At 68.0% G+C, this 18,442-nt stretch carries 19 protein-coding genes; 11 read left to right on the top strand and 8 right to left on the bottom strand.

What is annotated here, in order from left to right:
* Window positions 1–6 precede the first annotated feature (6 nt).
* Both ACQY46_RS04040 and ACQY46_RS04035 read left to right on the top strand, forming a co-directional pair.
* Window positions 7–648 (top strand): TetR family transcriptional regulator C-terminal domain-containing protein, encoded by a 642-nt coding sequence (locus tag ACQY46_RS04040; protein WP_428699018.1) that lies wholly within the window; start codon window positions 7–9, stop codon window positions 646–648.
* 101 nt (window positions 649–749) lie between these two features.
* Window positions 750–1,553 (top strand): lytic murein transglycosylase, encoded by an 804-nt coding sequence (locus ACQY46_RS04035; protein WP_428699017.1) that lies wholly within the window; start codon window positions 750–752, stop codon window positions 1,551–1,553.
* Here ACQY46_RS04035 and ACQY46_RS04030 read toward each other — a convergent pair.
* The 3 genes from ACQY46_RS04030 to ACQY46_RS04020 all read right to left on the bottom strand — a co-directional run bounded on the left by ACQY46_RS04030 (window position 1,550) and on the right by ACQY46_RS04020 (window position 5,251).
* On the bottom strand, window positions 1,550–2,515 hold the full coding sequence (locus ACQY46_RS04030) for a DMT family transporter (RefSeq protein ID WP_428699016.1): 966 nt from the start codon (window positions 2,513–2,515) through the stop codon (window positions 1,550–1,552). The genes ACQY46_RS04035 and ACQY46_RS04030 overlap by 4 nt on opposite strands.
* 4 nt (window positions 2,516–2,519) lie before the next feature.
* Complete coding sequence (preA, locus tag ACQY46_RS04025) at window positions 2,520–3,830, bottom strand: NAD-dependent dihydropyrimidine dehydrogenase subunit PreA (RefSeq protein WP_428699015.1); 1,311 nt, start codon at window positions 3,828–3,830, stop codon at window positions 2,520–2,522.
* Between the two features lie 65 nt (window positions 3,831–3,895).
* Window positions 3,896–5,251 (bottom strand): NAD(P)-dependent oxidoreductase, encoded by a 1,356-nt coding sequence (locus tag ACQY46_RS04020; RefSeq protein ID WP_428699014.1) that lies wholly within the window; start codon window positions 5,249–5,251, stop codon window positions 3,896–3,898.
* Between the two features lie 449 nt (window positions 5,252–5,700).
* Between ACQY46_RS04020 and maiA the strand changes: the two genes are divergently transcribed.
* From maiA to ACQY46_RS04005, 3 genes are all read left to right on the top strand, one after another.
* Window positions 5,701–6,351: a maleylacetoacetate isomerase gene (maiA, locus tag ACQY46_RS04015; protein WP_428699013.1), complete on the top strand. Its 651-nt coding sequence runs from the start codon at window positions 5,701–5,703 to the stop codon at window positions 6,349–6,351.
* Window positions 6,352–6,444: 93 nt separating this feature from the next.
* On the top strand, window positions 6,445–8,013 hold the full coding sequence (locus tag ACQY46_RS04010) for a fused MFS/spermidine synthase (RefSeq protein ID WP_428699012.1): 1,569 nt from the start codon (window positions 6,445–6,447) through the stop codon (window positions 8,011–8,013).
* A gap of 75 nt (window positions 8,014–8,088) precedes the next feature.
* Entirely contained in the window at window positions 8,089–8,409 is a 321-nt protein-coding gene (locus ACQY46_RS04005) for a heavy metal-binding domain-containing protein (RefSeq protein WP_306027783.1), read from the top strand.
* Window positions 8,410–8,497: 88 nt separating this feature from the next.
* Here ACQY46_RS04005 and cysK read toward each other — a convergent pair whose 3' ends face one another.
* From cysK to ACQY46_RS03980, 5 genes are all read right to left on the bottom strand, one after another.
* Window positions 8,498–9,460: a cysteine synthase A gene (gene cysK, locus ACQY46_RS04000; protein ID WP_428699011.1), complete on the bottom strand. Its 963-nt coding sequence runs from the start codon at window positions 9,458–9,460 to the stop codon at window positions 8,498–8,500.
* 192 nt (window positions 9,461–9,652) lie between these two features.
* Entirely contained in the window at window positions 9,653–10,102 is a 450-nt protein-coding gene (gene dut / locus ACQY46_RS03995; RefSeq protein ID WP_428699010.1) for a dUTP diphosphatase, read from the bottom strand.
* Window positions 10,103–10,230: 128 nt separating this feature from the next.
* Window positions 10,231–11,439: a bifunctional phosphopantothenoylcysteine decarboxylase/phosphopantothenate--cysteine ligase CoaBC gene (gene coaBC / locus ACQY46_RS03990; protein WP_428699009.1), complete on the bottom strand. Its 1,209-nt coding sequence runs from the start codon at window positions 11,437–11,439 to the stop codon at window positions 10,231–10,233.
* Between the two features lie 61 nt (window positions 11,440–11,500).
* Window positions 11,501–12,718, bottom strand: a complete 1,218-nt coding sequence (locus ACQY46_RS03985) for a penicillin-binding protein activator (protein ID WP_428699008.1) — start codon at window positions 12,716–12,718, stop codon at window positions 11,501–11,503.
* Window positions 12,703–12,912, bottom strand: a complete 210-nt coding sequence (locus tag ACQY46_RS03980) for a hypothetical protein (RefSeq protein WP_428699007.1) — start codon at window positions 12,910–12,912, stop codon at window positions 12,703–12,705. The genes ACQY46_RS03985 and ACQY46_RS03980 overlap by 16 nt, the downstream gene beginning before the upstream one ends.
* A 41-nt stretch (window positions 12,913–12,953) precedes the next feature.
* On the opposite strand from ACQY46_RS03980, the gene rsmI reads away from it, so the two are divergent.
* The 6 genes from rsmI to ACQY46_RS03950 all read left to right on the top strand — a co-directional run bounded on the left by rsmI (window position 12,954) and on the right by ACQY46_RS03950 (window position 18,413).
* Window positions 12,954–13,916, top strand: coding sequence for a 16S rRNA (cytidine(1402)-2'-O)-methyltransferase (gene rsmI / locus ACQY46_RS03975; protein WP_428699006.1), 963 nt, complete (start codon window positions 12,954–12,956; stop codon window positions 13,914–13,916).
* 73 nt (window positions 13,917–13,989) lie between these two features.
* Window positions 13,990–14,163 carry a hypothetical protein gene (locus ACQY46_RS03970; protein ID WP_306027777.1) on the top strand — a complete coding sequence of 58 codons (174 nt, stop codon included), beginning with the start codon at window positions 13,990–13,992 and terminating at the stop codon, window positions 14,161–14,163.
* A gap of 18 nt (window positions 14,164–14,181) precedes the next feature.
* Window positions 14,182–14,577, top strand: a complete 396-nt coding sequence (locus ACQY46_RS03965) for a YraN family protein (RefSeq protein WP_428699005.1) — start codon at window positions 14,182–14,184, stop codon at window positions 14,575–14,577.
* 178 nt (window positions 14,578–14,755) lie between these two features.
* Window positions 14,756–15,679 (top strand): glutathione synthase, encoded by a 924-nt coding sequence (gshB, locus tag ACQY46_RS03960; RefSeq protein ID WP_428700407.1) that lies wholly within the window; start codon window positions 14,756–14,758, stop codon window positions 15,677–15,679.
* Window positions 15,680–15,802: 123 nt separating this feature from the next.
* A complete protein-coding gene (locus ACQY46_RS03955) occupies window positions 15,803–17,329 on the top strand; it encodes a YifB family Mg chelatase-like AAA ATPase (RefSeq protein WP_428699004.1) in 1,527 nt (508 codons plus the stop codon).
* A gap of 64 nt (window positions 17,330–17,393) precedes the next feature.
* On the top strand, window positions 17,394–18,413 hold the full coding sequence (locus ACQY46_RS03950; protein WP_428699003.1) for an LLM class flavin-dependent oxidoreductase: 1,020 nt from the start codon (window positions 17,394–17,396) through the stop codon (window positions 18,411–18,413).
* Window positions 18,414–18,442 lie beyond the last annotated feature (29 nt).

The raw sequence follows: 18,442 nt of genomic DNA, 5'->3' as shown, positions 1-18,442 counted from the left end.
GGGACCATGGACAGCACCGCCCCGCAACAGGACACTCCGCGCACCCGTATCCAGGAGAAGAACCGGGCGCGGATCCTCGATGCGGCGCTTTCCGTGTTTTCGCGCTTCGGCTACCGCGGCGCCCGCGTCGACCAGATCGCCGAGGACGCGGGCATGTCGAAGTCGAACCTGCTCTACTATTTCGGTTCCAAGTCGGAGATCTACAAGGCGGTGCTGGCCGACCTGCTCGACCGCTGGCTGGCGCCTCTGCGCACCCTCGACCCCGAAGGCGATCCGCGTACTGAACTCACCGCCTATATCGAACAGAAACTGCGCTTCTCGGCCGAGTATCCTGAAGCCTCGCGGCTCTTCGCCAACGAGGTGATGCAAGGCGCGCCGATGATCCGGGACGTTCTGGAAGGGCCGCTGAAGGCGCTGGTCGACGAGAAGTCCGAGGTGCTGCGCCATTGGGCCGCCTGCGGCCGGATACTGCCCGTCGATCCGCATCACCTCATTTTCCTGATCTGGGCGACGACCCAGACCTATGCCGATTTCGCCCCGCAGATCGAGGCGATCACCGGCACCGGCATCGACGATCCGAAATTCCGCAAGCAGGCCCTGGCCTCGCTCACCGACCTGATTTTCGGCGGGCTGCTGCCACGCGCTTGATCTTGGCCTTGCGGCTTGTATCCTGCGTTCCCAAGGCTGGCGTGCGGTCGCGGATCCGGTTGGCGGATCGCGTCGCGCCATGCCACAGGACGGGAGATTCCATGCGCAAGGCCCTTCTCATTGCCGGCATGCTGTTGCTTGCGACCGGAACCGCGGAAGCCGCCAAGTGCGGCAATAATGCCAAGGGGTTTCCCACGTGGCTTGCCGCGTTCAAGCGCGAGGCGGTCGCGTCGGGCATCTCCAGCCGCACGGTCGAGGCCGCGCTCGGGAACATGAGCTACAACTCCAAGGTCATCCGCCTCGACCGGAACCAGAAATCCTTCAAGCTGTCGTTCGAGCAGTTCCTCGCCCGGCGCGCGCCGCCCTCGACCATCGCCATGGGCAAGCGCCGGATGCAGCAGCATGCAAGGGTGCTCGACCGGGTCGAGCGCAAATACGGCGTGCCCAAGGAAGTCATCGTTTCGATCTGGGGGCTGGAATCCGGCTTCGGCAGCTTCATGGGCAACATCCCGATCTTTTCCTCGCTCTCGGCGCTCGCCTATGACTGCCGTCGCTCGGCGTTCTTCACCAAGGAACTGATGAGCGCCCTTCGGATCGCCGACCGCGGCCAGATGCGGATTTCCGACATGAAGGGCGCCTGGGCCGGCGAGATCGGCCAGACCCAGTTCCTGGCCTCCAGCTACGAGCGCTTCGCGGTCGATTTGGACGGCGACGGGCGCCCCAACCTGATCCGCAGCACGCCGGACGTCTTTGCCTCGACCGCCAATTTCCTGCGCCAGCATGGCTGGAGCAAGGGGGGCGACTGGTCGCCGGGCAGCCGCAACTACGGTGTTCTGAAGGACTGGAACCGGGCCGAGGTCTATCGCAAGACCATTGCCCATTTCGCCACCCAGCTTCGACGCTAGAGACCGGAGACAGGACCTCGCGACCGGTCCGGCGCTGCAGGAGGCCGGCGCTGCAGGAGGACGGTCGCGACCGCCGTCACCAGCACGCCGGCAACGGTCCACAGGCCAGGCCAGGGCGCGCCCAGCGCCAGCGTCTCGGCCAGCACGAAGGACGGCAGCAGATAGGTGTAGGCCATCACCGGTCCGGACGGCAGGCGGAGGCTCGCATAGGTGGCGCAGAAGAAGCTGGTCGCCGTCGGAAAGACGGCAAGATACGCAATCCCGGCATAAACGGCCGGCGGCACCGCGGTCCAGTCCGTCGCCGCCAGTTCCTCGCGGCCGTAAACCAGCAGCATCACGGCCCCGCAGACCAATATCCAGAAGTTGAAGTGCTCGAGCGGCTCACCCTTGTTGAGGAGCCGCATCAAGGGTGCATAGAAGGCATAGGCGGCGACACCTAAGAGGTAGATCCGCTCCCCTTCGCCGAACTCAAGCCTTGCGAGCCGCGAGAGATCCGAGCCGAACAGCACAAGCAGCGCACCTCCAGCCCCGACCGCCAGGCAGATCGCCTGAAAGCGCGAGATCCGCTGGCCGAGCAGCATCAGGCCGGCGAGCGCGGTAAAGGCCGGCAGCAGCGTGAAAACGGCGCCCGCGTTGAGGGCGCTCGTCAGCCTCAGCGCCTCGAACATGGTCACGAAGAACACGTCGAGCAGCAGCGCGATCAAAAAATAGACAGGCAGGCGCGCAAGTTTCGGCCGATGCCACTGCCGCTTGGCGGTGGCCATGCCGGCAAAGATCGCCGCGGCGATGCAGAAGCGCAAGGCAGTGAGTACGGCCGGATCGAGCGCGGCGGTGATCGCGTGTCCGACGGGAAAGGATGTGGAGACGAGAAACACGAAACCGAGCATCGCCAAGTGGGCGCGCCCGGTCTCGTCCGTCTGCGGTGCGGTGCCGACCGTCACCGCACCCGCCGTGTCGCACAATGGCTCATTCAGCCGCGTCCTGCACCCGGTTGGGGTTGTTGGGATGGGTCGTCCAGTTGGCATAGGCCGGATCGATCTTGCTGCCCGTGCGGGGATCTGATCCGTCCGTCAGCTGCTCCATGGTGATGCAGTCCTCGACCGGGCAGACCGATACGCACAGGTTGCAGCCGACGCATTCCTCGTCGATCACCTCGAAGTGCCGCAACCCGTCCTTCATCGCGGTGATCGCCTGGTGCGAGGTGTCCTCGCAGGCGATATGGCAGCGGCCGCACTGGATGCAGGCATCCTGGTCGATGCGCGCCTTGACCACGTAGTTCAGGTTGAGCTGTTGCCAGTCGGTGACATTGGGCACGGCACGGCCGACAAACTGGTCGAGCGAGGTATAGCCCTTCTCGTCCATCCAGTCGGACAGGCCGTCGATCATGTCCTCGACCACGCGGAAGCCGTAGACCATCGCCGCGGTGCAGACCTGCACCGTTCCGGCGCCCAGCGCCATGAACTCCGCCGCGTCGCGCCAGTCGGTGACGCCGCCGATGCCGGAGATCGGCAGGCCGCGCATCTGCGGATCACGGGCGATCTCCGCCACCATGTTGAGCGCGATCGGCTTCACCGCCGGCCCGCAATAGCCGCCATGGGCACCGCGCCCGTCGATTGTCGGGTTGGGCGCCATCTGATCGAGATCGACCGAGACGATGGAGTTGATCGTGTTGATCAGCGACACGGCATCGGCCCCACCGGCATGCGCCGCGCGGGCCGGATTGCGGATGTCGGTGATGTTCGGCGTCAGCTTGACGATCACCGGCATGCGCGTGTGCTGCTTGCACCAGCGGGTGACCATTTCGATATATTCCGGCACCTGGCCGACCGCCGAACCCATGCCGCGCTCGGACATGCCGTGCGGACAGCCGAAATTGAGCTCGACGCCATCGGCCTCGGTCTCCTCCACGCGGCGCAGGATGTCGATCCAGTTCTGCTCCTCGCAGGGCACCATCAGCGAGACCACCAGCGCCCGGTCGGGCCAGTCGCGCTTGACCTGCTTGATCTCGCGCAGGTTCACCTCGAGCGGGCGGTCGGTGATCAGTTCGATATTGTTGAACCCGATGACGTTGCGATCACGGCCGTGGACGGCGCCGTAGCGCGGACCGTTGACATTGACCACCGCCGGGTCCTCGCCAAGCGTTTTCCACACGACACCGCCCCAGCCCGCCTTGAAGGCGCGCACGACGTTGTATTCCTTGTCGGTCGGTGGCGCTGAGGCCAGCCAGAACGGATTGGGCGACTTGATGCCGAGAAAGTTGGTGCTGAGATCGGCCATTTCGAAAACCTCCCCACGGATGTTTCGGGGGTGAAAGGGAATGTGCTGGAGAGCCCGGCAGCGCCTCAGGCGCGGAGGGCCGCATGGATCGCGGCGGCGGCGATCTTGCCATCCTCGACCGCGGCGACCGTCAGGTCTTCGCCGCCCTCGATACAGTCACCGCCGGCCCACACATCGGGCAGCGATGTACGGCGGTCGGCATCGACGTCGATGCGCCCGCCATCGAGCTGGAGCGCGTCGGCGCCGCCGATCCCGTCCGGCATGAAGGTCTGTCCGATGGCCTTGAAGACCTGGTCGGCTTCCAGCGTCACGGTCTCGCCCGTACCCGACAACCGGCCGGAGCTGTCGGGAACGACCCGCTCCAGCTCTATGGCCCGCACCTGTCCGGCCTCGCCGATCAGGCGCTTCGGGGCCAGACACTCGCGAATGACGACGCCATTGGTGAGCGCGACTTCCTGCTCGTAGGCGCTGGCCTTCATCGCCTCGCGGTCGCGCCGATAGGCGATGGTCACCTCCTCGGCGCCAAGGCGCTTGGCCTGCACGGCGATGTCGATGGCCGTCATGCCGCCGCCGATGACCACGACCTTGCGGCCGATGGGCAGGGTTGCGAGATCGCTCGCCTGGCGAAGGTCGGCGATATAGGCAACAGCGTCGATGACACCGGCAAGGTCCTCGCCTTCCGCCCGCAAGGCGTTAACGCCGGCAAGCCCCATGCCGAGGAACACCGCGTCATGGTCGCGGCGCAGGGCTTCAAGCGTGATGTCGCGCCCGAGTGCCTTGTTACACTCGACCGAGATGCCGCCGATGGAGAGGACGAAATCGACCTCGTCCTGGGCGAAGTCGTTGGTGGTCTTGTACGCGGCGATGCCGAACTCGCTGAGACCGCCAAGCTTCGGCCGCGCCTCGTAGATGGTGACATCGTGGCCCTGGCGCGCCAGGGCATGGGCACAGGCAAGGCCCGCCGGACCGCCGCCAACGACCGCGACATGCTTGCCCGTCGGGGCCGCACGCTCATACGGGTGCTTTTCGGCGCGTTCGAAATAGGTGTCCGTCGCATGCCGCTGCAGCAGGCCGATCGCGACCGGCTTGTCCTCGGCAAGGTTGCGGACGCAGGCTTCCTCGCACAACGTCTCGGTCGGGCAGACGCGGGCGCACATGCCGCCAAGGATGTTCTGCTCGAAGATCGTCTTCGCCGAACCGAGCGGATTGCCGGTGGAGATCTGCCGGATGAACTTCGGGATGTCGATCGAAGTCGGACAGGCGATCGTGCAGGGCGCGTCGTAGCAGAAATAACAGCGATCCGCCTCGACCCGCGCCTCGTGCACACCGAGCGGCGGGTGCAGGTCGTCGAAATTCTCCAGATAATCGTCCGCCGTCAGGCGCCCCGCGCGAATGTCGGGACTAACGAGCGCGTCAGCCATGGCTGCACCTCCGCATTGGCCGGACCGTCCCTGACGGCTGCCCGGCGCTGGTTTACCCCTCTGGACCGGCCGGCGTTCGATCGGAGCCGATGGAACGTCTGGAAGGCCGGTCGACCTCAAAGTCCGGAGCGACGTTTCCGTCTCCGGCGATGCCGGATGCTCCAGGGCGCAGGACGTGCGGTTTCGCGGTTCTTGTCGGGACCGGAAGAGGGTCCCGTTCGTCCAGCGCCAGCTCTGGCGATTGCATGCGGCCCGCGCCTCGTTCGCCGGGTTCGGGTCCGCCGGATGTCATTGGGCCGAATTTTGACCAAATAGTCAAATTTTTTGTCGCAAGGACCGACCCCGACCTGCCGCTACGGCACTCCGGCAGGGCTTGGCCGGGGGTTCCGGCCGTGCGATATCGGGCCAGCGGCGCGGCCTGCAGGCGCCATCCAGCCAGGGAGAACCCCGTGACACGACCCGTCCTTTACGACTACTGGCGCTCCTCGGCGAGTTACCGGTTGCGCATCGCGCTCAACCTGCTTGGCCTCGAGCACGACACGGTCGCCGTCAACCTGCTGACCGGCGCGCACCGGGCCGATGACAACCTTGCGCGCAATCCGCAGGGCCTCGTTCCGACACTGACGATCGACGGCCATGATCTCACCCAGTCGCTGGCGATCATCGAGTATCTGCACGAGACCAACCCGGACCGATCCTCGTTGCTGCCGAATGACGCCGCCGGCCGGCACAGGGTGCGGGCGCTTGCACATGCCATCGCCATGGAGATCCATCCCGTCTGCAACCTGTCGGTCGCGGCCCATGTAGCCGACCTCACCGGGGGCGGCGACGCGGCCAAGAAGGCCTGGATGCAGACTTTCATCTCGAAGGGTCTTTCGGCGCTGGAACGAATGGTCGACCAACCCGCAACGGGACGTTTCTGCCATGGCGACGCGCCGACAATGGCCGACCTCTGCCTGGTGCCGCAGATGTACAATGCCCGGCGCTGGGGGATCGATCTCGCCCCCCTGCCGCGTCTCGTCGCCATTGACGCCGCATGCGCCGAAATGGCCGCCTTCGCCGATGCCCATCCGGACCGGATCGGCCCGCCACAGGCGTAAGGCGCCCCGCATCGCATCCGCTGTTTCGAATTCGTGCAATTTCCGCGCAGCGGACGCTTTGCCCGGCGCCGCGGCAAGGGTAGGCTTCACCGCATGAATGACGTCATCCCCGCCGCCGGCGCGCAATCAGTCCCGTCCGCCGTGCCCTTCTCCTTCCTGCTTGCCGCGCAATTCCTCGTTGCGGCCGCAGGCCTCGTGGTGGAGATCGTCGCCGGACGCATGCTGGCGCCCTATGTCGGCATGTCGCTCTACACCTGGACGGCCGTCATCGCAGTGGTGCTCGCCGGCTTTTCCGCCGGTCACTGGGTCGGCGGGCTCGTCGCCGACCGGCCGGCCCGCTCCGGTCTCGGCTGGCTGGCAATCTCCGGCGCACTCGGCGCTGTCGCCACCATCGCCGCGCTGCCGCTGCTCCGCCATCTTTCGGGTCCGGTCCTCTCGACACTCACGGATCCGGTTGCCGGCATTGTCGCATTGACGGGCCTCTTGTTCTTCCTGCCCTCCTTCGCCGCGGGCATTCCCTCGCCGATCCTGGCGCGGCTCGCCATCGAGGGTCGCGAACAAAGCGGCCGCGCGCTCGGAGCCCTGCATGCCGTCTCCGCCATCGGTGCCATCGCCGGCACGCTGGCCGCCGGCTACCTCTTCATTTCCTGGATGGGAACTGCCTGGACGCTGATCGCGGTGGCTGCCGCCTATGCCTTGTTCGCGCTGGTCTGCCTGTGGATGGCGCACCGCGAACCGGCACACGTCGGCGGAGCGACGCTGCGGGCCGGCCTTGCCGCAACCGTTCTGTCGCTGGCGGCAGTGGCGTCGGGACCGGCCTTGACCACACGCGCCTGCATGGTGGAGAGCCGCTACTATTGCATCCGCTCGCTCGACGTCACCGCCGACTTCGGCGCCCCGACGCGCCTGATGGTGCTCGATCACCTGGGCCACGGCATCAACGTGCTCGACGATCCGGGGCGGCTGGTCATGCCCTATGCCGCGATCATCGACACGGTGACGCGCGCGCGTCTCGGTGATCTGCCGGAACGCGCCTATTTCATCGGCGGCGGATCGCTGACCCTGCCCCGTGCCTGGACGGCGGAGACACCGCGACCCGGCATTGTCGTTGCCGAGATCGATCCGCAGGTCACCCGCGTTGCGGCATCGGATTTCGGCGTCGACCCGACGCGCTTCACCGTCCGGCACGGCGACGCCCGCGCCCTGCTGCGGGGATACAGCGGCCTGCAACTGGTCATCGGGGACGCCTTCACCGACATCGCGGTTCCCGCGCATCTGGTGACCCGCGAGTTCTATTCGCAGGTCGGCTCGGCTCTCGCGCCGGAGGGTTTCTACGCGATGAACCTGATCGACCACATGGACCGGCTGCAGGCGCTCGCCGCAACCGTTCGCACGCTGCGCCAGGTCTTCGACACGGTCGAGGTCTGGGTGGAGGCGGAGGACTTCACCGCCGGCGGACGCACCACATTCGTGCTCGTCGCCGGCCGCGCTCCCACGTCGCAGGCCCGCTTCGTGCTGCCGCCGGATGCTCCGGGGAGCAGTGCTCGCATCCTCGGGCGGATGCCGGCGGCGCGTATCGACGCGCTGGTGGCGACACTCGATCCGCCGGTACTCACCGACGACTATGTGCCGATCGACCGGTTGATGGGACCCAAACCCTGATCCGCCTCCAGCTTGATACCGGCGCGCACCGACGCCATCTCCCGAGCGTACGGACAACGGGAGACCTACCGACCGATGCTGATCACCACGACCAACACGCTGCAGGGCCGCGAGATTTCCGACTACAAGGGGATCGTCACGGGCGAGGCCATTCTCGGCGCCAACATCTTCAAGGACCTCTTCGCCGGCATCCGCGACATCGTCGGCGGCCGATCCGGCGCCTATGAGGAAGAGTTGATGAAGGCCCGCGAGATCGCCCTTGGCGAGATGCAGCAACGCGCCGCGCAGCTTGGCGCCAACGCCGTGATCGGCGTCGATCTCGACTACGAGACCGTCGGCCAGAACGGTTCGATGCTGATGGTCAGCGCGACGGGAACCGCCGTCACCATTCGCTGAGCCGCGCGCAAAACAAAAAACGGCGGGGTCATCCCCCGCCGTCACTGCCTGACATGCATCCCGCCGCGTCTCGCGGCGGCGCCTCACCTCAGTCCAGTCCGTCGAACAGCGCCGTGGACAGGTAGCGCTCGGCGAAGGAGGGGATGATGACGACGATCCGCTTGCCCTTCATCTCGGGACGCGCGCCGACCTTCAGCGCCGCCGCCAGCGCCGCGCCCGAGGAAATGCCGACAGGCAGACCCTCGATGCGGGCCGCCTTGCGGGCCAGTTCGAAGGCCTCGTCATTGGCGACGGTGACCACCTCGTCATAGGCCCCGGTGTCAAGCACGCCCGGCACGAAGCCGGCGCCGATGCCCTGGATCTTGTGCGGGCCGGGATTGCCGCCGGACAGGATCGGGCTGTCGACCGGCTCGACGGCAACCACATGGAGATCCGGATTGCGCGCCTTGAGCACGCCGCTGACACCGGTGATCGTGCCGCCCGTGCCGATGCCGGAAACGAAGACGTCGACCTTGCCGTCGGTGTCGTTCCAGATCTCCTCGGCGGTGGTGCGGCGGTGGATCGCCGGATTGGCCGGGTTCTCGAATTGCTGCGGCATCACCGCACCGTCGATCTCGCCGACCAGTTCCTCCGCCCGGGCGATCGCGCCCTTCATCCCCTTCGGCCCTTCGGTCAGTTCCAGCTCCGCACCGAGCAGTTTCAGCATCTTGCGTCGCTCGATGGACATGGTCTCGGGCATCACCAGGATCAGCCGATAGCCCTTGGCGGCGGCGACGAACGCGAGCGCGATGCCGGTGTTGCCCGATGTCGGCTCGACCAGTGTCGTCTTGCCCGGAACAATCGTGCCGTCCGCCTCCAGCGCCTCGATCATCGAGACGCCGATGCGGTCCTTGACGCTGGAGATCGGGTTGAAGAACTCGAGCTTGCCGAGAATTTCCGCCTCGACGCCGGCATCCTTCGCGAGCCGGTCGAGCCGGACAAGGGGCGTGTCGCCGATGGTTTCGGTGATCGAGGCGTAGATGCGGCCGCGGCCGGGTTTCTTGTCGCTCATGCGAGGCTCCCTGCTTGGCCGGGCCGCGTGGCGCCCGGCATCTCGTTCTCCCGTCAATCTAGGCACTGACTGCGGCGCTGGCGAGACCCCGGCCAATCAGCCTCACTCGAAGAGTGGAACCAGATACCTCTAATCTCCCAATTTACGGAACGAGATTTCACGCAAGGCCCGCAGCGGTCGCGGGCGACCCGGTCAGTGGTGCCCGGTCGATCCGAACCCGCCCTCTCCCCGGCGCGTCTCGTCGAGGACGGAAACCTCGACGAGGCTTGCCCTGGAGACCGGGGCGATGACCATCTGGGCGATGCGGCTGCCACGTTCCACGGTGAAGGGCTCATGGCCGAGATTGATCAGGATCACCTTGATCTCGCCGCGATAATCGGAATCGACCGTCCCCGGCGTGTTGAGAACCGTGACGCCGTTTCGGGCGGCAAGCCCCGAGCGCGGCCGGACCTGGGCTTCCGTTCCCGGCGGCAGGGCAATGGCAATGCCGGTGGGCACCAGCGCACGCGAGCCCGGTGCGATCACCAGCGGCGCCTCGACGGCCGCCAGAAGGTCAAGGCCGGCGGCCTCCTCGCTCTGATAAGCGGGCAGCGGCAGGTCGGCGCCATGGGGCAGACGGCGAACTTGAACGGGAAGGGTCATGGCGTTTTTCCGGGTCGGCAGCTTCGGGAACGGCGCGGGAGGGGTTCCTCCGTAGCGGTGATCGCATCGCACGGCGCCCGGATCAAGCGCTTCGCCCCGCTCTTCCACGCCAGATCAGGCACGCCAGATCAGGAAAGCCGTCGCGCGATCTCGGCGACCAGCCGCCGCGCAACCTCATCCTTGGGAAGCGTCGGCCAGTCCTCCACCCCCTCGCGGCTGACGAGACGCACCGTGTTGGCGTCCCCGCCCATCACGCCGTGCTGGGGGGAAACGTCATTGGCGACGATCAGGTCGGCGCCCTTGCGGTCGAGCTTGGCCCGGGCATTGTCGACGACGTCGTTGGTCTCCGCCGCGAAGCCGACAACCAGACGCGGACGCAATGTCGCGTGGCGCCCCACGGTCGCAAGAATGTCCGGGTTCTCGGCAAGCGCCAGCGCCGGCACCTCGCCGCTGCCGTCCTTCTTGATCTTGCGGCCGCTGGCCTCCGCGGCACGCCAGTCGGCAACCGCCGCCGCCATCACGGCGACATCGGCGGGCAGCGCCGCGTCGACCGCCGCCAGCATCTCTCGCGCCGTCTCGACCCTGATCACGTCGACGCCCGGCGGATCGGGCAACGTCACCGGGCCGCTGACCAGCGTCACCCTGGCGCCGTGACGCGCCATCCAGCCGGCAATCGCGTGGCCCTGCTTGCCCGACGAACGGTTGGCGATGTAACGCACCGGATCGATCGGCTCGTGGGTCGGACCGGAGGTGATCAGGACATGACGGCCGGCAAGGCTCGGCGTCACCGGCTCCAGCATCGCCTCGAGCGCCGCGACGATCTCCAGCGGCTCCGCCATCCGGCCGATGCCGGCCTCGCCGCTTTCCGCCATCTCGCCGGCATTGGGACCGACAATGGCAAGGCCGTCGGCGGCAAGCCGCGCGACATTGCGCCGGGTCGCCGGGTGGTTCCACATGGCAGGGTTCATGGCCGGCGCCAGCAACACCTTCTTGTCGGTGGCAAGCAGCAGCGCGGTCGCAAGATCGCCTGCCAGCCCTGCCGCCATCTTTGCCATCAGATCGGCGGTCGCCGGCGCGACGATGATCGCGTCAGCCTCGCGCGACAGGCGGATATGGCCGACATCATGCTCGTCGTCGCGATCGAAGAGGTCCGTGAAAACCTTGTCGCCGGTCAGCGCGCCGACAGCCATTGGCGTGACGAACTGGCGCGCGCCGTCCGTCATCACCGCGCGGACACGGGCCCCGCGCTCGCGCAGGCGGCGCACCAGGTCGAGGCTCTTGTAGGCGGCGATGCCGCCACCGATGACGAGAAGAATGCGCTTTTGCGAAAGATCCACCCGGATTACTCCCCGGTTCAGACGGCGAATGCCGGTCGGCAACGGCTCGCTCGGGGCCGTGTCAGCTTCCCGAGCCGAACGCACGCGGCGCCGGCGAAACGACACGCGACCCCGACCCCGTGACCTCGTAGATCGCAAGCCCGCGCTGGTTGCCGCCGTCCCGCTCGAAACGGAACACCCCGTCAATGCCGAGGAACCCGTCGCGATTGGTCAGGACCCGCTCGGAAAACCGCGCCTGCCCGGCCGACCGCACAAGCCCGGCGGCAAGGATCGTCGCGTCATAGGCGAGCGAGGCGTTGCGCGGCGGCTGGCTTCCATAGGTGCTGCGATAGCGGTCGGAAAATGCCTGGAAGCCGGCGCTGTCGGGTCCCGGGTACCAGGCACCGGTCAACGGCGAGGCATTGAGAACCTGCGGCGTCTCCCACTGGCCGCTGCCGAGCAGCCGGGTCGTCGCCAGGTTCACGCCGCCGGTGGTCAGCGTCTGCGCCACGAAGGGCGCGACGTTGCCGGCAGGAACGAAGATCGCGTCGATCTGTGCCGCGTTGGCCGCGATCCGGCCGGCCTTGGCAGCAATGTCGGACGTGTCGTTGCCCTGCAGGCTGTAGCGCTCGATCGACACGATGCGTCCGCCGGCCCGGCCGACTTCCTGGCGGAACGCCGCCTCCGCCACCGCGCCATAGGTGTCATCGGGCAAGAGGGCTGCAAAGGACCGTTTGCCCTGGCGAGCAGCATGCGAAACGATCCGCGCCACATCGCTGCGCGGCAGGAAGCTCAGCAGGTAGACCCCGCGCGATCCGACGGATTCGTCGCTGGAAAAGGCAACGACCGGCACGCCGGCCGAGCGCGCGGCCGATCCGGCGCCGCCAACGGCCGGCGCGAAGACCGGACCGATGATCAGTTCCGCGCCCTCGGCGATCGCCGCCTGGGCGGCGGCCTGACCGCCCTGCGCGGTGCCGCCGGTATCCTTGACCAGGATCTGGATGTCGGCGCCCTGGAAGTCGGACAAGGCCAGTTCGGCCGTGTTGCGGAAGACCGTCGCGATCGAGGTCGCGCTGCCACCGCCGCTCATCGGCAACAGCATGGCGACACGGACCGATCCCGTGCCGATGGTCTGGCCGCTCACCGGCGGCTGGCCGCCCGGTGTCGAGGGATAGCCCGGATATTCGCCAAGGCTCGATCCGGAACAGCCGGCAAGCGCCATCGACGCGCCAAGCGCCAACCCCTGCACGGCCCGTCGCCCGCAGCCAACGCCGAAAGTCTCTTTCACAATTCGAAGCACTGGGCCCGATCTCCCCGTATCGGCAGTCCATGTCCGCGGTCCGCCACCCCGCCGCGGGCAGCTTGCGCGCGATCCGCGCGCGCGTTGCGTTCCCGCAAATGCTTACCAGTACGCCCGGCGCGCTGCAAACCTTCGCTGGCCAGCTTGGCCTTGCAGGTGATTCCTGTCAAAACGGACAGGATCGATCCGGCCATCTACGCTTCGCCGGCTCCCGTCTCCCGCTCCCGGACCCGCCATGACTTCTCCCGACCCAGACACTTTCCCCGACGCCGGCGACGGCACAGGCGATCCGGCCGCGCCGGGCGAAACGGGCAGGGCGGGCGACCGGTCCTTCTTCATCGGCGCGCACAGGCTGGACGCCCCCCGCATCGAAACCGGCCTCTACATCGTCTCGACACCGATCGGCAATCTCGGCGACATGACCATACGCGGGCTGGAAACGCTGGCCGCCGCCGACATCGTCGCCTGCGAGGACACCCGCGTGACGGCAACGCTGATGCGCCGTTTCGGGTTGAAGACGCCGCTGACCGCCTATCACGAGCACAATGCCGAGCGCGCCCGCCCGAAACTGATGGCAGCCCTTGCAGAGGGAAAGGTCGTGGCGCTCGTTTCCGATGCGGGTACGCCGCTTGTCTCCGATCCCGGCTACCGGCTGGTGCGCGACGTGGTCGAGGAAGGGCACCGCGTCTTTCCCGTGCCCGGCGCCAACGCACCGCTGGCCGCGCTTGTCGGATCCGGACTTCCCTCCGACACGATCTGCTTCGCCGGCTTCCTGCCGCAAAAAAGCGGCCAGCGCCGAAACCGACTGCAGGAGCTCGAGGCTCTTCCGGCCACGCTGATCCTGTTCGAAAGCCCGCACCGCATCGCCGCCTCGCTCGCCGACATGGCGGATGTTCTGGGTGGCTCCCGGCAGGCGGCGGTGGCGCGCGAACTGACCAAACGCTTCGAGACGTTCGAGCGCGGCACGCTCAAGGAGCTCGGGCGGCGCTATGACGGCGAGGCCGTCAAGGGCGAGATCGTCGTCGTCATCGCGCCGCCGGAGGCGCGCCCGGCTGCAGATGCCGCCGATGCGGACGCGCTGCTGAGCGCGGCACTGGCGACGATGAAGCCGGCGGGGGCCGCCAAGCACGTCGCCGGCCTCACCGGTCTCGATCGCAAGGATCTCTATGCCCGCGCGCTTGCGATCAAGGCCGGCTGAGCGCCCGGTTTTGCCGGCTGGCGGAAAGCATGCTAGGCCAGCCCTGCAATCGGCCCGCTTTCCGGAGACGCGCGTGACCAAGATCATCATGGTGTTTTTCGCCGCCGTCGCCGCCATCCAGCTGATCAAGCCGCTCGGCTGGCCCGGCCTGCACCATCGCCGCGATGCCTGGAAGCTGGCCGCCGGCGGGTTCCTGGTGACCGTCTTCGCGGTGATCCTCGCCGCCATGTTCCAGCCCGCCGCCTGAACAGTCCGCGAGATCGTCATGACACGCCCCGACCGCCCGGACATGCCAAGCGGACGGAGGCGCGGGGCCTATCGCCTCGGGTTGCGCGCCGAGACGCTTGCCGCCGCGCTCCTGCGGCTCAAGGGCTGGCGGATCCTCGCCCGTCGCTACCGGGCGGGGGGCGGCGAGATCGACATCATCGCAAGACGCGGGGCGACCATCGCCTTCGTCGAGGTGAAGGCGCGCGCCGACCGGGACCAGGCGCTTGCCTCGATCACCCCGCGCGCGCAGAGGCGCATCGCGTCGGCGGCGCGGTCCTGGTGCGCCGGCCGCGAGAACCTCGGCGCGGCGACGCTGCGCTTCGACGCGATCCTCGTCCTGCCCTGGCGGCTCCCCGAGCATGTCGCCGACGCCTTCCCCGCCCCGCCCGACTGAGCGCGGGAGGCGGCGCGCACGGGCTGCGACTGGACAAAGCCCCGCGCGGATCGCATATGCTCTTCAACCCTTCCGGGACCGTGTCCCGTCTTTTCCATCCGCCTGTCCGGGCGCCGGAGACCCTCCCATGCCGTCTTCCACACAGCCGACCTCCCGTCCCCTCAAGGTCGCGGTCCAGATGGACCACATCTCCAGCATCAACATTGCCGGCGACAGCGCCTTCGCGCTGATGCTGGAAGCCCAGGCGCGCGGCCACGTCCTGCACCACTACACGCCGGAGCGGCTCGCCATGAACGGCGACACGGTCACGGCGGCGCTCGAGCCGGTCACGGTGCGCGACGAACCGGGCAACCATTTCTCGCTCGGGGACAAGCGTCTCGCCGACCTTTCCGAGATGGACGTGATCCTGATGCGGCAGGACCCGCCCTTCGACATGGCCTATGTCGCGGCGACCCACATGCTGGAGAAAATCCACCCGAAGACCCTGGTGGTCAACGACCCGGCATCGGTGCGCAACGCGCCGGAAAAGCTCTTCGTCACCGAATTCGCCGACCTGATGCCGGAAACGCTGATCACCCGCGACCGGGACGCCATCGATGCCTTCCGCGCCGAGCACCGCGACATCGTCATGAAGCCGCTGTTCGGCCATGGCGGGGCGGCGGTCTTCCGCATCACCGCCGACGACCTCAATTACGGCTCGCTCTATGATTTCTTCGCCGCCACCTTCCGCGAGCCCTGGGTGATCCAGCGCTTCCTGCCGGAGGTCTCCAAGGGCGACAAGCGCATCCTGCTGGTCGACGGCGAGTTTGCCGGCGCGGTCAACCGGGTGCCGCAGGCAGGCGACCTGCGCTCCAACATGGTGCGTGGGGGCGCCGCGCGCGAGGCCGACCTCACCCCGCGCGAGCGCGAAATCTGCGCCCGCCTCGGCCCCGCCCTGCGCGAGAAAGGCCTGATCCTTGTCGGCATCGACGTCATCGACGGCTGCCTGACCGAGATCAACGTGACGGCACCGACCGGCATCCGCGCCGTCGCCCGCCTCGGTGGTCCCGACATCGCAGGCAAGGTCTGGGATGTTGTGGAGGCCAAGCGCGCCGCGATCTGATCCTCCTTCCGCGAGCCGCCGCGCCCGTCTCCCGTCCCGGTTGTGACCGACTTCCGGTTGCGCTAAGTTGCAGTCGATCCAGTTGCGCCGGTCGCGCGCAAGGCTGCGGAGGCGGGAGGGGCGATGGTTTCGCGGGTCACGACGGTCGCGTTCCAGGGAATAGAGGCGCAGCCGGTCGACGTGCAGGTGCAGATCGGCCCCGGCCAGGTCGCCTTCACCATTGTCGGCCTGCCGGACAAGGCCGTCGGGGAAAGCCGCGAGCGGGTACGGTCCGCGCTGCTGGCATCGGGCCTGTCGCTGCCGGCCAAGCGCGTCACCGTCAACCTTGCGCCCGCCGATCTTCCCAAGGAAGGATCCCATTTCGACCTGCCGATCGCACTGGCGCTGATGGCCGCCATGGGCGCGGTGCCGGCCGCCGAGCTGGAGCGCTACGTCGTGCTTGGCGAACTGGCGCTGGACGGCACGATCTCGGCCGTCGCCGGTGTGCTGCCGGCGGCGATCGGCGCCAACACGCTGTCCAAGGGCCTGATCTGCCCGGCGGCCTGCGGTGCCGAGGCCGCCTGGGCCGATCCGGAGATGGACCTGCTCGCACCGGTCTCGCTGATCCAGCTCGCCAACCATTTCAAGGGCACGCAGATGCTGTCGCGCCCGGCGCCGAAGCTGAGCGCCAACCCCGCAGTGCTGCCGGACCTTTCGGAGGTGCGCGGCCAGGAGACCGCCAAGCGCGCGCTCGAGATCGCGGCCGGCGGCGGCCACAACCTCTTGATGATCGGACCGCCGGGCGCCGGCAAGTCGATGCTCGCCACAAGGCTGCCGTCGATCCTGCCGCCGCTCAGCCCGAAGGAGCTGCTGGAAGTGTCGATGATCTCCTCGATCGCCGGCGAACTGGCGGACGGCCGGCTGACCGACCGGCGGCCGTTTCGCGCGCCGCATCATTCCGCCTCCATGGCGGCGCTTGTCGGAGGCGGCATCCGGGCCCGGCCCGGCGAGGTATCGCTTGCGCATAACGGCGTGCTGTTCCTCGACGAGTTGCCCGAGTTCCACCCCCAGGTGCTCGACAGCCTGCGGCAGCCGCTGGAAAGCGGCGAGACGGTCATCGTGCGCGCCAACCACCGCACCAGCTATCCCTCGCGCGTGCAGCTGATCGCGGCGATGAACCCCTGCCGCTGCGGCCATGCGGGCGAACCCGGCCACACATGCCGGCGCGGCGAGCGCTGTGCGAGCGAGTACCAGTCGCGCCTGTCGGGCCCGCTGCTCGACCGGCTCGACCTGCGCATCGAGGTGCCGGCGGTCTCCGCCGCCGACCTGATCCGGCCGGCAGACGCGGAAAGTTCAAGCGCCGTCGCCGGCCGCGTGGCGGCGGCGCGACAACGGCAGACGCAACGGTATTCCGCCCTCGGCGTCCCGGCACGCACCAATGCACAGGCCGGAGCCCGGCTGATCGAGCAGGTCGCCGCCCCCGATGCCGCCGGGATGGAGCTTCTGCAGGGCGCAGCCGACGCCCTGCAGCTCTCGGCGCGCGGTTATCACCGGGTGCTCAAGGTCGCACGCACGCTGGCCGATCTGGACGGCGCCGAAACCGTCTCGCGCCTGCATCTGGCCGAAGCGCTCAGCTACCGGGGTGCCAGTCTCGAGCGCCGGGCGGCCTGAGCCACCGTTCGGCCCTTGGTTGTCAGCTCCCTGCTTCCTAAATGAGGCTCCAACGGAGATCCTCATGCAACATTATTCCCTTCTCGATCTGGCCCCCGTGCCGGAAGGCAAGACGGCGGCCGACGCGCTTGCCAACACCACCGACCTGGCGCGCAAGGCGGAAGCTGCGGGCTATCACCGCTACTGGCTTGCCGAGCACCACAACATGCCCGGCATCGCCAGCGCGGCGACCTCCCTCGTCATCGCCCAGGTGGCGGCGGCGACAACCACCATGCGCGTGGGGGCGGGAGGCATCATGCTGCCCAACCACGCGCCGCTGGTCATCGCGGAGCAGTTCGGCACCCTTGCAACGCTGTTTCCCGGACGGATCGACCTCGGCCTCGGCCGGGCGCCCGGAACGGACATGGCGACGGCCCGGGCCCTGCGCCGGCACATGTCCGGCGAGGACAATTTCCCGCAGGACGTCGTTGACGTCATGGCCTATCTCGGCGATCCGTCCGAAGGCGGGCCGGTACGGGCCATTCCGGGAGAGGGCAGCCATGTGCCGGTCTGGATTCTCGGCTCGAGCCTTTACGGCGCACAGCTTGCGGCAGCTTTCGGCCTGCCCTACGCCTTCGCTTCCCATTTCGCGCCGGCGATGCTGGAGGAGGCGCTTGCCGTCTACCGCAGCACGTTCCGGCCCTCGGAACAGCTTGCCGAACCGCGCGTGATGATCGCCGCCGGCGTCTTCGTCGCGGACACGGATGCCGAGGCCCGTTATCTGCGATCCTCGCAGGTGCTGTCCTTCGCGCGGCTTCGCACCGGCCACCCCGGAAAGCTGCCCGCCCCGGTCGAGGACGTTGGCGCCGAGATCCCGCCCCAGGTTCTCGCGCAGGTCGACCAGGCGCTTAGCGTGTCGGCCACCGGATCGCCCGAAACCGTCCGGCGCGAGCTGGCTGCGATCCTCGACCGCTACCGGCCCGACGAACTGATCGTCACCGGAATGATCCATGACCACGGCGCCCGGGTCAGGTCCTTCGAGCTGGCGGCCGGGATCCTGGACGATCTGGCAGAGGGCGAGCGGCGGTTGGTCCGAGGAGCGTGATGCTCCCGCCTGCGGACGCATCGGCCGCC

Source organism: Stappia sp. (assembly GCF_965276915.1).
Taxonomy (GTDB): domain Bacteria; phylum Pseudomonadota; class Alphaproteobacteria; order Rhizobiales; family Stappiaceae; genus Stappia.
Note: the sequence above shows the minus strand (reverse complement) of the source record. Positions and strands in the feature narration are given on the sequence as shown.

What these genes read in the sequence shown, in the direction of transcription:
- ACQY46_RS04040 (WP_428699018.1), top strand. Translation starts at nt 7, where the DNA reads ATGGACAGCACCGCCCCGCAACAGGACACTCCGCGCACCCGTATCCAG.
- ACQY46_RS04035 (WP_428699017.1), top strand. Translation starts at nt 750, where the DNA reads ATGCGCAAGGCCCTTCTCATTGCCGGCATGCTGTTGCTTGCGACCGGA.
- preA (WP_428699015.1), bottom strand. Translation starts at nt 3,830, where the DNA reads ATGGCCGATCTCAGCACCAACTTTCTCGGCATCAAGTCGCCCAATCCG.
- ACQY46_RS04020 (WP_428699014.1), bottom strand. Translation starts at nt 5,251, where the DNA reads ATGGCTGACGCGCTCGTTAGTCCCGACATTCGCGCGGGGCGCCTGACG.
- ACQY46_RS04010 (WP_428699012.1), top strand. Translation starts at nt 6,445, where the DNA reads ATGAATGACGTCATCCCCGCCGCCGGCGCGCAATCAGTCCCGTCCGCC.
- ACQY46_RS04005 (WP_306027783.1), top strand. Translation starts at nt 8,089, where the DNA reads ATGCTGATCACCACGACCAACACGCTGCAGGGCCGCGAGATTTCCGAC.
- cysK (WP_428699011.1), bottom strand. Translation starts at nt 9,460, where the DNA reads ATGAGCGACAAGAAACCCGGCCGCGGCCGCATCTACGCCTCGATCACC.
- dut (WP_428699010.1), bottom strand. Translation starts at nt 10,102, where the DNA reads ATGACCCTTCCCGTTCAAGTTCGCCGTCTGCCCCATGGCGCCGACCTG.
- ACQY46_RS03980 (WP_428699007.1), bottom strand. Translation starts at nt 12,912, where the DNA reads ATGGCCGGATCGATCCTGTCCGTTTTGACAGGAATCACCTGCAAGGCC.
- rsmI (WP_428699006.1), top strand. Translation starts at nt 12,954, where the DNA reads ATGACTTCTCCCGACCCAGACACTTTCCCCGACGCCGGCGACGGCACA.
- ACQY46_RS03965 (WP_428699005.1), top strand. Translation starts at nt 14,182, where the DNA reads ATGACACGCCCCGACCGCCCGGACATGCCAAGCGGACGGAGGCGCGGG.
- gshB (WP_428700407.1), top strand. Translation starts at nt 14,756, where the DNA reads ATGGACCACATCTCCAGCATCAACATTGCCGGCGACAGCGCCTTCGCG.
- ACQY46_RS03955 (WP_428699004.1), top strand. Translation starts at nt 15,803, where the DNA reads ATGGTTTCGCGGGTCACGACGGTCGCGTTCCAGGGAATAGAGGCGCAG.
- ACQY46_RS03950 (WP_428699003.1), top strand. Translation starts at nt 17,394, where the DNA reads ATGCAACATTATTCCCTTCTCGATCTGGCCCCCGTGCCGGAAGGCAAG.